The sequence below is a fragment of the Paenibacillus sp. EB106-06-01-XG199 genome, assembly GCF_058791575.1.
This window is the reverse complement of sequence record NZ_JBYTDQ010000002.1, coordinates 90,629-104,657: the sequence shown is the minus strand read 5'-3', so window position 1 is coordinate 104,657 and position 14,029 is coordinate 90,629. Positions and strand designations below refer to the sequence as shown.

12 protein-coding genes and 1 pseudogene are annotated in these 14,029 nt (G+C 48.9%); 11 read left to right on the top strand and 2 right to left on the bottom strand.

What is annotated here, in order from left to right:
- The first annotated feature begins 12 nt into the window (after positions 1 to 12).
- Together AC3WT9_RS06240 and AC3WT9_RS06235 are read left to right on the top strand one after the other, a co-directional pair.
- Complete coding sequence (locus AC3WT9_RS06240) at positions 13 to 795, top strand: SagB/ThcOx family dehydrogenase (RefSeq protein ID WP_341093012.1); 783 nt, start codon at positions 13 to 15, stop codon at positions 793 to 795.
- Positions 796 to 823: 28 nt separating this feature from the next.
- Positions 824 to 1,156 (top strand): antibiotic biosynthesis monooxygenase family protein, encoded by a 333-nt coding sequence (locus AC3WT9_RS06235; protein WP_341093014.1) that lies wholly within the window; start codon positions 824 to 826, stop codon positions 1,154 to 1,156.
- Between the two features lie 134 nt (positions 1,157 to 1,290).
- Here the strand turns inward: AC3WT9_RS06235 and AC3WT9_RS06230 are convergent, their stop codons facing one another.
- Complete coding sequence (locus AC3WT9_RS06230; RefSeq protein WP_341378527.1) at positions 1,291 to 2,049, bottom strand: SDR family oxidoreductase; 759 nt, start codon at positions 2,047 to 2,049, stop codon at positions 1,291 to 1,293.
- Between the two features lie 149 nt (positions 2,050 to 2,198).
- Between AC3WT9_RS06230 and tnpB the strand changes: the two are divergent.
- The 3 genes and pseudogenes from tnpB (at position 2,199) to AC3WT9_RS06215 (ending at position 6,145) form a co-directional block, all read left to right on the top strand.
- Positions 2,199 to 3,364: pseudogene (tnpB, locus tag AC3WT9_RS06225) on the top strand (IS200/IS605 family element RNA-guided endonuclease TnpB).
- 176 nt (positions 3,365 to 3,540) lie between these two features.
- The gene (locus tag AC3WT9_RS06220; RefSeq protein WP_492407502.1) at positions 3,541 to 5,520 is read left to right on the top strand and encodes a sedoheptulokinase; all 1,980 of its coding nucleotides are present in this window, start codon (positions 3,541 to 3,543) and stop codon (positions 5,518 to 5,520) included.
- A gap of 16 nt (positions 5,521 to 5,536) precedes the next feature.
- Positions 5,537 to 6,145, top strand: a complete 609-nt coding sequence (locus AC3WT9_RS06215) for a hypothetical protein (protein ID WP_341093022.1) — start codon at positions 5,537 to 5,539, stop codon at positions 6,143 to 6,145.
- Between the two features lie 7 nt (positions 6,146 to 6,152).
- On the opposite strand, the gene AC3WT9_RS06210 is transcribed toward AC3WT9_RS06215, so the two are convergent.
- On the bottom strand, positions 6,153 to 7,397 hold the full coding sequence (locus AC3WT9_RS06210; protein ID WP_341093023.1) for an MFS transporter: 1,245 nt from the start codon (positions 7,395 to 7,397) through the stop codon (positions 6,153 to 6,155).
- 112 nt (positions 7,398 to 7,509) lie between these two features.
- On the opposite strand from AC3WT9_RS06210, the gene AC3WT9_RS06205 reads away from it, so the two are divergent.
- The 6 genes from AC3WT9_RS06205 (at position 7,510) to AC3WT9_RS06180 (ending at position 13,995) form a co-directional block, all read left to right on the top strand.
- Positions 7,510 to 9,297, top strand: a complete 1,788-nt coding sequence (locus AC3WT9_RS06205) for an SgrR family transcriptional regulator (protein WP_492407501.1) — start codon at positions 7,510 to 7,512, stop codon at positions 9,295 to 9,297.
- A gap of 139 nt (positions 9,298 to 9,436) precedes the next feature.
- The gene (locus AC3WT9_RS06200; protein WP_341093026.1) at positions 9,437 to 10,210 is read left to right on the top strand and encodes a DUF817 domain-containing protein; all 774 of its coding nucleotides are present in this window, start codon (positions 9,437 to 9,439) and stop codon (positions 10,208 to 10,210) included.
- Positions 10,211 to 10,501: 291 nt separating this feature from the next.
- Complete coding sequence (locus AC3WT9_RS06195; RefSeq protein WP_492407500.1) at positions 10,502 to 11,467, top strand: metal ABC transporter solute-binding protein, Zn/Mn family; 966 nt, start codon at positions 10,502 to 10,504, stop codon at positions 11,465 to 11,467.
- Position 11,468: 1 nt separating this feature from the next.
- Positions 11,469 to 12,197: a metal ABC transporter ATP-binding protein gene (locus AC3WT9_RS06190; RefSeq protein WP_492407499.1), complete on the top strand. Its 729-nt coding sequence runs from the start codon at positions 11,469 to 11,471 to the stop codon at positions 12,195 to 12,197.
- Positions 12,197 to 13,120: a metal ABC transporter permease gene (locus AC3WT9_RS06185; protein ID WP_492407498.1), complete on the top strand. Its 924-nt coding sequence runs from the start codon at positions 12,197 to 12,199 to the stop codon at positions 13,118 to 13,120. Before AC3WT9_RS06190 ends, AC3WT9_RS06185 begins: the two co-directional genes overlap by 1 nt.
- Entirely contained in the window at positions 13,117 to 13,995 is an 879-nt protein-coding gene (locus AC3WT9_RS06180; protein WP_341378536.1) for a metal ABC transporter permease, read from the top strand. Before AC3WT9_RS06185 ends, AC3WT9_RS06180 begins: the two co-directional genes overlap by 4 nt.
- The last annotated feature ends 34 nt before the right edge of the window (positions 13,996 to 14,029 follow it).

The window sequence follows — 14,029 nt, the reverse complement described above, 5'->3', positions numbered from 1 at the left end:
GGAGGAATATTCATGCATCCTGAGTGGAAAAGCATCTGTAATGATTTTATCCAGGCAACCTCTTACGCTGTCGGCGATTTGGAAAAAGGTTGGGCGGCGAAGTACGACTTTTCTAAAGCTCCGCCTACGTATTTGCGGTATGAAGACGCTATTGTGCATATCCCATTGGGAAATCCGGATTTTCCGGACGCTCCAGCCCTGTGGGAACTGCTGAACAACCGCCGTACCAAGCGTAATTTCACCAACGTGCCACTTTCATTGAACGAATTAAACCTATTGCTCTGGGGAACACAGGGAATTACTGCAAATATGGAGGGGTATCAACTTCGGACAACGCCTTCCGCAGGAGCACTTTATCCGATTGAAACTTATTTGCTGGTGAATAACGTGGTAGGGTTGGAAAAAGGACTGTATCACCTGGATGTAGAGCGCTGGACCTTGGAAGGGTTAAAACTGGAGGATGTAGCGCAGGTTGCCTATCTGTTTACGGAGGAGCAGGAGATGACCCGCCGGGCTGCCGTTAACTTTGTTTGGACCGCTATGGTTGGACGCACGGAAGACAAGTACAACGAACGGGCATATCGGTACATATGGTGGGATGCAGGCCATGTCTCACAGAATCTTCATACTGTCGGGAACGGGTTGGGGTTGGGGGTAGCCACCATAGGCCACTGGTTTGACAAAAACATGAATGAATATCTGGGTATCGACGGGAGCAGTCATCTCTCTGTTCTGATGGCATCCGTAGGCAAAACAACAGGAAAAGGCTGGAAGCATGATAGACGGCCTACTTAAGTAGCGTAAAGAGAAGGAGATGAAAATAATGAGTAATTTTGCTAAAACACCACAACCGCCGTATTATGCGGTTATCTTCTCAAGTCAACGTACCGAAGGAGATCATGGATACGATAGCATGGCAGAGAATATGGTAACATTGGTGTCCAAACAACCAGGTTTTTTGGGTGCGGAAAGTGTCCGGGATTCGCTTGGTTTCGGGGTAACGATCTCTTACTGGGAATCCTTGGATGCCATTAAAAATTGGAAAGCAAACGAAGCACATGGATTGGCACAGGAAAAAGGAAAAACGGATTGGTACAAAAATTACATCACAAGAATCTGTAAAGTAGAAAGAGAATACTCCTTGAATGAATTGTGAAAAGATCTTTTCCTAAATCTAAACCTTCGAGCGGATGCTAAGTGAGATGGAGTAAAATATCATCTGTATGCCAAAAACCCACCTATCTCAGCATTTCAGCATAGGTGGGTTTTTGGCATGTTCATTCGCGATGTTTAATAAGCCGTCCAGCCGCCATCTGCTACGATGACGGTTCCGTTCACGAAACTGGATTCATCGGAAGCAAGAAACAGTGCCACTTGAGCAATTTCTTCCGGTTTGCCGACCCGCGGGTTCAGGGCCAGTCCCGGCTGGGTACGCCCCATGCCAAATTGATTAATGTTTGTCATTGTAGAGCCAATATTAGTCTCAACTGCGCCCGGTGCAATGGCATTGCAGCGGATTCCCTGCTGGGCATACATGAAGCCTGTATTCTTGGTGAAACCAACAACGGCATGTTTAGAAGCAGTATAGGTAGCACCGGCCCGGGCACCGTTTAATCCGCCGGCCGAGGCGACGTTGATGATTACCCCTTTTTGTTTCTCAAGAAAGAAGGGGAGAGCTTTGCGCGTTGAGAGCATCACGGAGTTCGTATTGATAGCGAAGACACGGTCCCATTTGTCATCTTCAATATCTCCGGCCGGTTCGAAATTATCCATAATTCCGGCATTGTTCACCAGAATATCCAATGTGCCATAGGTATTCACTGTAGTATCTATCAAATTCTGAAGATCTGCTTCGGACGCTACATTCGCCTTTACTGCAATAGCCTGGCCTCCGGCTGACTTGATTTCGTCCACAGTTCCTTGGGCAGTTTCTTCGTGAATGTCTGAAACCACGACCTTTGCACCTTCTTTTGCATAAAGAATGGCGATTGCCTTACCCATTCCTGAAGCTGCACCCGTAACCACAGCTACTTTGTCCTGAAGTCTCATCTGAATTCCTCCAGTGTCGCGAATATCTTCCAACCGCTAGTATCTTTTAAAGGTATCCAGTTTATGCAGAATCACTGTGCTGTACCTGTGGATCACTTCCTTAGGTTTATCTTCAAAAGCCGAAAAGACTCCGACCTCTATAGGCGGAGATGAATCGGCGGTTTTCAACTATTCAGCGAACATATGTGCTATACTGTAAGAAAATACTACAAAAGGGGGTGTCGCACATGATCGTTCATCAAGCGTATAAATACCGCATCTACCCAAATACCGAGCAACAGCAACTCATTCGTCGAATGTTTGGCTGCTGCCGCTTTGTGTTCAATCATTTCCTGGAAGAGTGGAACCAAACCTATGCCGGGACAGGCAAAGGGTTGTCCTATCAGACCTGTGCGACACAGCTCCCCGTCCTAAAAACACAATATGGCTGGCTCAAAGAAGTCGATAGTATTGCTTTACAGTCCGCCGTTCGGCATGTGGCAGATAGCTTTGACCGCTTTTTCAAAAAGCAAAATCAAGCGCCTCGCTTCAAAAGCCGGAAGCATCCAGTACAAAGCTACACCACGAAATTCACGAACGGAAATATCGCCATTGAAGGCAACCGGTTGAAGCTTCCCAAGCTCGGCTGGATGCGTTTCGCCAACTCCCGGAAGCTGGAGGGTCGTATACTGTCCGCTACGGTACGGCAAAACGCCAGCGATAAGTATTTTGTCTCCCTGGTTTGCGAGGTCGAAAAGACCCCACTCCCACAAGCAGAGCACATATCGGCATTGACTTGGGGCTTAAGGAATACGCTGTGAGCTCAAGCGGCGAGCATTTTGCCAACCCCAGGTTTTACCGTCAATACGAGAAAAAGCTTGCGCTGTGGCAGCGGCGTTTGGCGAGACGCACACCAGGGGGCTCCAACTGGAAGAAAGCCAAGCAACACATTGCTCGTATTCACGAACACATTGCAAATTCCCGGAACGATTTTCTCCACAAGATGACAACGAAGCTGATCCGTGAGTGCCAAACGATCAGTATCGAACATCTGCGTGTGGCGAATATGATTCAAAATCCCAAACTCTCCAAGTCCATCGCTGATGCGTCCTGGGGCGAATGGGTGCGTCAACTGACGTATAAAGCATCCTGGTATGGACGAACCCTCCGGGTTGCCGACACCTTCGAGCCGACCAGTCAGCAGTGCCACGTATGCGGCATGATCCATCCCGAAGTGAAGAACCTCTCGATTCGAGAATGGACATGTGTAGCTTGCGGAACACACCATGATCGGGATGAAAATGCGGCTCATAATATCAAAGAGGTAGCGGTATAGCAATTACCTATAAAAATAAAACGTAGAACTGCGGGAACGCAGGGATCGCTTGCCCATAAAAGGAGGCTGCTCCTCTGTTCGCAAGAATCCACCCCTTCAAGCGTCAGCTAAGTGGTGGAGATTCAAGTTATTCTGGAAATAATTATGGTAGTTTACAGGGAAGGAAGAGAGCGATTGTGAAGTATATCGGGCTGGATATTGGAACGACATCAATTTCTGGATTGGTGTATGATCTGGAGCAAAGAACTGTGCTTCATACCATTTCGGATGAGGGAGGAAATCCCCCTACGGGCACGGCAGAATGGGAAAGGCTGCAGGACCCTGAAAAAATTCTCCTGCAAGTGGAAGAGATTCTGGAGCAGCTGATATCTTGGGAACCGGAGGTGTGCGGGATAGGCCTGACCGGACAAATGCATGGTATCCTGTATATAAATAGAAAAGGGCAACATGTCAGTCCGCTTTATACTTGGCAAGATGGCAGAGGGGGTCTTCCTTGCGTTGCTTCGCTTTCCTATGCGCAGAAGCTGAGTGAATCGACCGGCTACCCGGTCGCTCCAGGCTACGGGCTGGCAACACACTATTATAACCTGCTGCATGATCTTGTTCCGAATGCTGCCTCCAGCTTCTGTACGATTGCCGATTATGTGGCATTAAGGTTAACAGGTTGCAATGTGCCAAGAATCGACGCAACACAAGCTGCTGCGATTGGCTGCTACAGCTTCCTTCTAAATGATTTTGACCGGACAGCCCTTGCTGAGGCAGGAATTGACCCGAAGATGCTGCCTCAGGTTGTACCCTCAGGAACGGTAGTAGGACTCACATCTCACGGCATTCCTGTATACACCTCGCTCGGAGATAATCAGGCAAGCTTTCTGGGAAGTGTTCCGGCTCCCGACCGATCGCTGCTGCTGAACATTGGAACAGGCAGCCAGTTGTCGGTGCTGCTGCCGGAGGGTATGGAGCAAGTAGACGGAATGGAAATGCGGCCTTATCCCGGCGGTGGTGTGCTCATGGTAGGTGCTGCACTCAGCGGAGGCAAATCCTACGCTCTTTTGGAGCATTTTTTCCGGCAAATCATCGAAGCTTATTCCGGAGAACCAGCGGAAGAGGTTTACAGTATAATGGATCGGCTGTTGCAGGATAATCCGGCGGGTAGCCAGGGGCTTACGGTACACTCGCAGTTTCTCGGAACCCGAACGAAGCCTGAGACACGCGGCAGCATAGAAGGTATTTCTCTGGACAATTTCGCACCCGGCAATCTTGCCCATGCCTTTCTGGAGGGGATGGTTGACGAGCTGCATGCATTCTACACAGCTCTTGGAATGAAAACCGGCAAAACCTTCGATTATATAGTTGGCTCCGGTAATGCACTGCGTGCCAACACAGTATTATGTGACAAAGTACGGTCGGCGTTCAGGATTCCTTTTAGTCTGAGTGACTCACAGGAAGAATCGGCAGTGGGTGCGGCATTATGCGCAGCGGTAGGGTCAGGTTACCTAAGGAGCTTCAGAGAAGCCGCAGAATACATAACGCTGGAACAAAGCAATCAAACCTGCGAGGTAGAGATAAGCAGCAAGGATAAACTTCGCCTGATGGACAAATACAGTTTGTCTGCTCCAGAGCCACAGGAATCTGTTATACCGCTAATTAGTGATGCTGAGCAAGCAGAGCATACAGTACTTCCTTACACGCAGAGTGCAGGTTCAATGGAGTCCGGTTCCCGGCTAATCCCTGTACTGCCAGGGCAATCCATTGGCCCGCTGCAACTTGGAATGACCGAGGCGGAGATCGCGAAAGCCGCAGCGGAATTTCCGTTATTTTATAAAGTAGAATATAACGACGCCGGATCGGCGGTATTCATCGAAATCGCCAATCCTGGGGAAGAGTGGACCTGCAGTTTTGCCGGGATTGATCTATTTGCTACCATGGCTGAGAAGCTGGCAGTTATTGTGGATCAATTATCTCCCTATGAACGGAATCCTGCGGAAACCGGATGCACCTATACTTTTCCGCAGCTGGGTCTGACGTTATGGCGGTCCGATGCCCTTAGCGAAGCGGATCTGCTTACTGAAGAGTATTTGTCGCTTCCTCCCGATATTTATGAGGATGAGAAACGGCTGCTGTATTTTGAATCGGTGTCAGTGTTTGTTCTATAAAAAAAGGAGGCTAACGATGAAACGGATGCCCTTTGAACGTCCAACTGAACATTATGATACACGGATCATGGATATTGACGAGAAAATCTGTGAGCTAATCAAGCAGCGGAAAGATATCTCCGGCAATAATCCGGGGTTTCCGCCCTTAGAGCAAATTTCTAAATGGGCGGCGGACTTCGAACTCTACGAGGATTTTTTAAAAGCGATATTCGGATCCTTGTTAAGTGAAGAGCATTTTAAACCGTTGATTGAGCCTTCCGGATTCAGACAACATATTCCCGTGCTTCAGTCTATTGAGCAGGGTGAGTATTTCTACACACTCACTTCCATGCGGCAATATAGCAATGCCAGCGTAATTACCTTCAATATAGATTGGGATGTTACTGTAGATGATCTGATCAGACATTCCTATAAGCACCACAAACATTTTGAGCTTGAGTTGGGTGAAGCTTATGACTGCCGAATGTCAGATGGCGGTAGCTCAACGGGGCGTGCCGCTTATAATTATGTGATCTCCCCGCCATTACCCGACAATATTTCGGGTGTGGAACTAAAATTTAAGGAATACATCGGACCATTCAAGAACAAAGAGACAGGTACTGAAATTGTTTTTTGCGTGAAATGATGCTGATTTATCCCTTTACCGCCCCGCGATGTTTCCATAATGGGCTAAACAGACAACCTGCGAATATAAGCATATTTATGCCTGTCGTAATCAGGAACACCGTGCGTGGACCCGAAAGCTCAGAGATCCAGCCCGACGCTATAATGGCGAAGGGCATCCCCAGCTTGAAGATTGATCCCGTAATTCCGCTGACCCGGCCAATTAGCTGATAAGGGGTTGTCTCCTGGCGGAACGTCCAGATGCTTACCGTGCTTATCGTCTCAAACAAACCGTATAGAAACAGACCGAAGGCAAGTACATAAGCAGAATGCGACCAATAAAAGATGGTACTCGTCAACCCGACGCATAAACTGGATAACGTAATCAGCTGACCAACTGTGAAATACCCCCGCAATTTACCGATCAGCAGGCTTCCTGCCAGTCCTCCGATTCCAGCGGCCGAGAAAACGAGGCCAAGTAGCGCATTCCCGAGCTTCAGTTCATCCTTTGCGAAAAAAATAATTGTCGTATCCACCATCCCGGAAGTGCTGTTCAGAAATATAACGGCGATCGTCATCGTCCATAATAACCGGTTGGTGCGTAATTCAATCCAGCCTGCATACAGCTCTTTCCAGAAGCCGTCTCGCTTCGAAGAAGGCGATGCGGTCTCTTCATGGGTTCGAATACAGGAAAGTGTAATGAAGGCCATGGTGAAAGCAACCGCCGTAATCAGCAGAGATACATGGAGATTGGGTAGGATGAGCAATAAGCCGCTTAATACGGGTCCGGCGATCCCGACAAAGGTCGTCACGAAATTGTAGGAGGCATTTGCCGGGGTGAGCATGGACTTGGGAAGCGACTGCTTCACCATGGCAACCCGGGCGTTGGAATAGGCATACCCAAAGGTCATCAGCAGAAAACCCGCAATGTACAACAGCCAAAGAGAATGAATCCCCAGTTCGATAGCCGCGTACAACCCCGCAAGAATTACGATCTGCAGCAGAATAGCCGTTAAAGACCACCTTTTCTTATTTACCCTGTCTACCAGGACGCCAATGAACATCGCGAGCAGCAAATTCGGCAGGAATTCAATGCCCCTCATCGTCGACATAACCACGGAGGACTTCGTGAGATCATACAAAATGAGCGGTAGGGCAAGCTCATAGATCTTGTTCCCCAGCGCCATGATCGCACCTGTCCCAAGTAAAATCATAAAAGCCGGACTGCGCCAAATGGATATCTCCGGCTGTGCTTGCGTTATGTTGGATGACATTAGTTCATACACGCTCCTCTTTACGGATGGAATGACTCAAATTATACTTTTACAAAAGTGGCAGTAAAATAGAAAAGTGAATTTATTGATTTCGCCTTTTAGAGGAGTGACGATGATGGATATTGAAGATCATTACTTAACGCTGCATAAACAATATGAGTTAAAGCCGGATAAGACCTGGTTTCCCGTGTCGATGGATGAGCTTTCGGTTATCTTTGACTGCACGCGCCGCAATACGCAATTTCTCGTCCAGAAGCTGAAGGAGCATGGTTATATTGACTGGAAATCGGGACTGGGCAGGGGGAATACTTCACAGCTTGTACTTCTCCGGGACAAAGAAGAGCTGATACTTGAAAAAGCGCGCAGACGGGCGCAGCAAGGCCGGATTCGTGAAGCCTTCGAATGTCTGCAGGCCAGTAGTGACGAATCTCTGCATACGCAGTTCCACAGCTGGCTTGGTGACCAGTTTGGCATGCATAAACAGCGGAGTGATGAGGATGTGCTGCGGTTTCCCTTTTACAGGCCCGTGCCTGATCTTGATCCGCTGACAGTTGTCCGGAGAACGGAAGCACATATGATCCGCCAGTTGTTTGATACATTGGTGGAATACGATCCGCAGCAGCAGACCTTGAAGCCTGGACTTGCCCATCACTGGGAGTGTGACGAAACGAAAAGCCGCTGGACCTTTTATTTGCGCAAGGGCGTGATGTTCCATCATGGTAAAAGGCTGACAGCGGAGGATGTGCGGTTTACCTTCGAGCGTATCAGGAACTGGAGTACCGGCGATTTCCTGGCACAAAGTGTGCTGCAGGTGGAGATGAGGGGTACGTATAGTGTTTGTTTCCAGCTGGCTGAGCCGAATGCGCTGTTTGCGCATTTTATAGCCACCGAAAGGTTTTCGATCATCCCGAATGATTTGGAGCAGATAGCTGCGAGACATAACTTCGCCAGGCTGCCTGTGGGCACTGGGCCTTTTCAAATGACTGAGAATAATGAATCTATCCTGGTGCTGGAGGCCAATGAACGTTATTTTAATGGACGGCCTTTCTTGGACCGGATTGAAATGTGGGTATGGCCTAATTACGAAGAACAGCTGCGTAGCAGGGAGAGGTCTTCAGATCAAACACAGCTGCTGTATTTTGAAGCGCTTAGCAAGGGGGATTCTGACCGGACATTGAACCAATATGAGCTGGGCAGTACATTGCTAACGTTCAATTTGTCTAAAGACGGAGTAGTGCAGGACAGGCGGTTACGGGAGGCTATTCATCTTGCGCTGGACCGGAAGCAAATGATTCGGGAGCTGCAGGGGAGAAGAGCCGTGACTTCTTCAGGCTTTGATCCCGGGTGGAATGACTCCGCATATGGGAATGGCTCTGATTTGGATGCAGCCAAAGAACTGCTGCGATCCTCTACTTATGCCGGTGAAGTCTTGCAGCTATACACCTATGAGTACTTCAGCAATGAAGAGGATGTGCGCTGGATCCGGCAGGAGTGCGGCAAGCTGGGCGTTAAGGTGGAAATAAATGTGCTGCCTATTCTGGAACTGTCGCAAGCGGGGGTGCTCGTGCAGGCAGATATGATCTTCGTTGGCGAAGTGCTGGGCGGACAGCCCCCGATTGCATTAATTGAGATGTACCGGTCTCCTAACGGTTATATCCGCAACCATTTAGATGCTGCCACGTTGGCAAAAGTCGATGGACGAATCCGGGATGCTCTGGAAACTGCCGAGCCGGAGCAGAGAATGCAGATTTTGCGGGGGATCGAGGCGGAGCTGAAGCGGCAGTTCAGTGTGCTTTTTATGTATCATAGTGTGCAGACAGTCGGGCATGAGAAGTCGCTGTACGGGATCGAGATGAATGCCTGGGGCAAAATCAACTACAAGGAAATATGGATGAAGTAAGAATATATAATAGCTTCAAGAAAGCTTGTTCTATCATAAAACAATCAAAATATATTGTAAAACGATAAATTATATGTTAAATTCAAAACGGTCATTAATAAAGAAAGGCTAAAAGCTGCCCGGCGAGGAGATAACATCATTGAAACCAATAACACAACTTCTGCATTTTGGCTACCATCAGGCGATGAGCTGCATTTTTCCGATTGCGATCTTTGGGACCTTAGCTCTTTCCGGTTTAATAGATGTGCCTTTCGTTTACCGTTATGATGCCATTCTTTTCATACTGCTTACTGTGCAGTACCTCATGTACCGCAGTGGATTAGAAACATGGGATGAGATTAAAGTGATCTGTATATTTCACTGTATTGGACTGTTGCTGGAAATATATAAGGTGAGTATGGGATCTTGGTCATACCCGGAGCCCGGGCTTACGAAGGTATTCGGTGTACCGCTCTATAGCGGTTTTATGTATGCAAGTGTTGCAAGTTTTATGTGCCAGGTATGGCGTAGACTGAAGATGGACATGACCGGCTGGCCGGGGCTTACTTCTGCGGGATTACTGGGAGGAGCGATCTATCTGAACTTTTTCACACACCATTTCATTCCTGATTTTCGCTGGTGGCTAACGGCGCTTGTGCTCATTGTTTTTTGGAAAACTTGGATCATCTACCGGGTACGGACTGTTACATATCGAATGCCCTTGACACTGGCTTTTTTCATCGTAGGTTTTTTTATCTGGTTAGCCGAAAATATAGCTACATTCTTTAATGCCTGGAAATATCCTGACCAGTACCAAGCCTGGCAAGTGGTTAGCTTCAGTAAAATCAGCTCGTGGTTCCTGCTGGTCATCATCAGCGTTATTATTGTGGCCCAACTAAAACATGTTAAAGCTAACCGTATTACAAAAGGGTAAGGGTCTGGCTAAGATTAAGCAGACGGGACAGGATATCACAATAAAACAGTGGCAGTCCAGGACAATATCTCGTCCCTGGCAGCCGCTGTTTTTTGTTGTGTTCAGGTAACGCAGCGCATGAGTACAGGGTGGATTATTATTACATAAATCTTTCCCTAGTAAAAATTAGTTTGACAGTAGAAACAAATACCTTTATTTTTATATATATAAATAAGTTTCATCAGGGAAACATATTTTCCTTAATGCACATTATTGAATCTTAACTATTCTATGAACCAGGAGGAGAAACAAATGAGGAACCTGTGGGTGGAGAGAACGAGAAAATTAGGTGTGGGTGCATTGCTGTCCTTGGTACTTGTAATCACGGCCTGTAATGAGAAGGAGAGCGGGAACGCAGCAGAAGGGACAGGCAAAGACACCATTGCTGTGGTTACGACCATTTCACAGATTGCAGAGCCTATAACGATTATTGGCGGAGATAAAGTACAGGTACAGAGTCTTATGGGACCAGGTGTGGATCCCCATCTGTATAATGCCACTCAAGGAGATGTAGCCAAGCTGGGCGGTGCGGATCTGGTCCTGTACAGTGGCTTGCATCTGGAGGGCCAAATGCATGAGGTGTTCCAAGAGATCGGCAAAACGAGGCCGACTGTTGCGATATCTGAGAGTATCCCGGAAGACCAGCTGCTCAAAAATGAACTGGGAGACACGGACCCCCATGTGTGGTTTGATATTGACCTCTGGAAGCAGGCACTTGGCAATGCAGCAGAGGAGCTCAAGAAGCTGGCCCCGGAGCATGCGGAATACTTTGAGAGCAATAAAGCGAAATACTTCGCAGAGCTCGATGCGCTGAACACGGATTCCAAAGCAAAATTGGCGCAGATTCCCGAAGCCCAGCGGACACTCGTTACCGCGCATGATGCATTCAGCTATTTTGGCCGGGCTAATGGTATTGAGGTAATAGGCTTGCAGGGACTGAGTACAGAGGATGAATTTGGCGTCTCTGACATTAACGATACCATTGACTTGCTGATTCAGAACAAAATCCCTGCAGTATTCGTAGAAAGCAGTATTAACCCGAAATCCATAGAGGCCGTGATTGAAGGAGCTAAGAGCAAGGGACTGGAGGTCAAGCTCGGCGGCGAGTTATTCTCCGATGCCATGGGCAATGCGGATACCGCTGAAGGTACTTATCTGGGAATGTATAAACATAATGTGGAAACGATCTATACTGCACTCAGCGGGGGAGGGAAATAAGATGAGCGATGTTCTAGTAGAAGGCTTAAACGCCTCTTACCGGCAAAATAAAGTACTGCACGATGTTTCCTTCAAGGTGCAGCCAGGTACGCTTACTGCGATCATCGGCCCGAACGGTGCCGGGAAATCGACCCTGCTCAAAGTGATGCTGGGCCTGCATCCGAAGCTGTCGGGCACCGTATCTTTTTACGGCTCCGCCTTCTCTAAGGTGAAATCCCGCATCGGTTATGTGCCGCAGCGGGGCTCCGTGGATTGGGATTTTCCGACGGATGCGCTGGATGTAGTCATGATGGGGCTGTATGGCAAAGTCGGGTGGTTGAAATGGCCCAAAGCCAGTCACCGGCAGCAGGCATTACACGCCTTGGACCAGATGGGAATGGCTGATTACGCTCACCGCCAGATCAGTCAGCTGTCCGGCGGGCAGCAGCAGCGGGTGTTTCTGGCCAGGGCGCTGGTACAGGATTCTGACCTTTATTTTCTGGATGAGCCCTTGGCCGGGGTAGATGCTGCGACAGAGAAGGCGATTATGACGACACTTCAGCTATTGAAGGAGCGGGGGAAAACTGTGATGGTCGTACATCATGATCTACATACGGTAGAGGAGTATTTCGACCATGTGCTGCTGTTGAACCGTACAATTGTGGCTCACGGAAGTACCCGTGAAGCATTTACCCAAGAGCAAGTGTACCGTGCCTATGGAGGTTCGCTTCGCTGGATCGGAGGCACCTAATGGATATAACCGGCATCTCGCCCAACACACTCTGGGTATTATTTAGTACTTTGATTCTTGGGATCGCCTCTGGTTTGATTGGTTGTCTGGCGTACTGGAAACGCCAAAGCCTGATGAGCGACGCCCTTTCCCATGCGGCTTTGCCGGGAATTGTGATTGCTTTTACGATCGTAGGGGTCAAAAGCGTTCCGGCAATGATCGCCGGAGCCGCACTAAGCGCAGTGCTCGGGTTTCTCTTTATCCAGTGGATTCAATCATCCACCAAAATCAAAGAGGATACGGCGATGGGAATTGTGCTGTCGATCTTTTTCGGACTTGGAATCATGCTGTTGTCCATTGTGAACCGGACGGCAGGCGGAGGCCAGAGCGGTCTGGATTCCTTCATATTTGGCCAGGCAGCTTCCATGACCGGTAAAGATGTTAAGATCATGCTGGTGCTGGCATTTATTGTGATCGCGTTCATATGGATCGGTTTCAAGGAGTGGAAGCTGTTTCTGTTCGATGCGGATTTTGCCAAGGGGCTGGGCTTGTCCGGGCGGGTGATGAACGGGATGTATATGAGCATGCTGATTCTCGTTATTGTCATCGGGATTCAGGCGGTTGGCGTCATCCTGATGTCGGCTCTCCTGATTATTCCCCCGGTAAGTGCGCGGTACTGGACACAGTCCTTCAAGCGGATGCTTATCATTTCCGCTGTATTCGGCGGGGGTGCCGGGGCCGCGGGAACATGGGTCAGCACACTGGGAAAAGGGTGGCCGACAGGTCCCTTTATCGTACTGGTCTCGTCTTCTCTGTTCCTTGTGTCGCTTGTCTTTGGCTTTCAGAAGGGCTGGCTGGCGAAGCTTCTTCACTTGCAGGCGCAAAAGAAAAAATCGGCGGAATCAGCACATCTGCATACGCCTGAGGAGGGGAAAGCGGTATGAGCTACACAGCCTGGATCTTGCTTACAGCTTCACTTGTCGGCCTAACCTGCGGAATTATTGGAACATTCCTCATTCTAAGACGAATGGCGATGATGGCGGATGCCATCAGCCATAGTGTGCTGCTGGGGATCGTCGTTGCCTTCCTGATCACCAAGCAGCTGAGCGGCGGTCATATGCTGATCGGCTCCATCGTCGCCGGATTGCTGACAGCCATGCTGGTCCAATTCCTGCACTCCCGCGGCGTAGCCCAGGATGCCTCCATTGGTGTAGTCTTCACCACATTGTTCGCAGTCGGTGTAGTTCTGATTGCAACAAAGGTAGGGAATGCGCATCTGGATGTAAAACACGCATTGATGGGTGAAATTACATTTGTTCCGTGGAATACAGTGGAGCTGCCTTGGATAGGTGCCGTTCCTCAAGCAACCCTAATGCTGTTCATCGTACTCATTATTGTGCTTGCTGTTATTCTTGCATTGTATAAAGAATGGAAGATTACATCGTTTGACCCGGCGCTTGCGGCCAGTCTTGGACTTCCGGTCGTATTGATGCACTATCTATTCATGACGCTTGTATCGGTAACAACGGTGGCCTCATTTGATGCCGTCGGCGCAATTATGGTCGTGGCCATGCTGATTACTCCGGCTGCGTCTGCTTATCTGTGGACAGACCGTCTTTCAGTCATGCTGATGCTCAGCGCCGGTTTTGGCGTCCTCTCTGCAGTCGCCGGTTACTATATTGCAGTGTGGCTGGACACCTCGATTTCAGGCTCTATGGCCTTTGCTACAGGACTTGTATTTATAGCAAGCTTCCTGGGTTCTCCTTCAAGCGGCGTGTTGTCCCGGTTTTTCCGGGCTCCAGCAGTGATCGAGGAATAGCTTAAGCCAGCGTTGCGAGCTTGTGTCCTACGAA

Coding starts and splice junctions, on each gene's coding strand:
- AC3WT9_RS06195 (WP_492407500.1), top strand. CDS start 10,502: ATGAGGAACCTGTGGGTGGAGAGAACGAGAAAATTAGGTGTGGGTGCA.
- AC3WT9_RS06235 (WP_341093014.1), top strand. CDS start 824: ATGAGTAATTTTGCTAAAACACCACAACCGCCGTATTATGCGGTTATC.
- AC3WT9_RS06215 (WP_341093022.1), top strand. CDS start 5,537: ATGAAACGGATGCCCTTTGAACGTCCAACTGAACATTATGATACACGG.
- AC3WT9_RS06190 (WP_492407499.1), top strand. CDS start 11,469: ATGAGCGATGTTCTAGTAGAAGGCTTAAACGCCTCTTACCGGCAAAAT.
- AC3WT9_RS06210 (WP_341093023.1), bottom strand. CDS start 7,397: ATGTCATCCAACATAACGCAAGCACAGCCGGAGATATCCATTTGGCGC.
- AC3WT9_RS06230 (WP_341378527.1), bottom strand. CDS start 2,049: ATGAGACTTCAGGACAAAGTAGCTGTGGTTACGGGTGCAGCTTCAGGA.
- AC3WT9_RS06185 (WP_492407498.1), top strand. CDS start 12,197: ATGGATATAACCGGCATCTCGCCCAACACACTCTGGGTATTATTTAGT.
- AC3WT9_RS06205 (WP_492407501.1), top strand. CDS start 7,510: ATGATGGATATTGAAGATCATTACTTAACGCTGCATAAACAATATGAG.
- AC3WT9_RS06240 (WP_341093012.1), top strand. CDS start 13: ATGCATCCTGAGTGGAAAAGCATCTGTAATGATTTTATCCAGGCAACC.
- AC3WT9_RS06180 (WP_341378536.1), top strand. CDS start 13,117: ATGAGCTACACAGCCTGGATCTTGCTTACAGCTTCACTTGTCGGCCTA.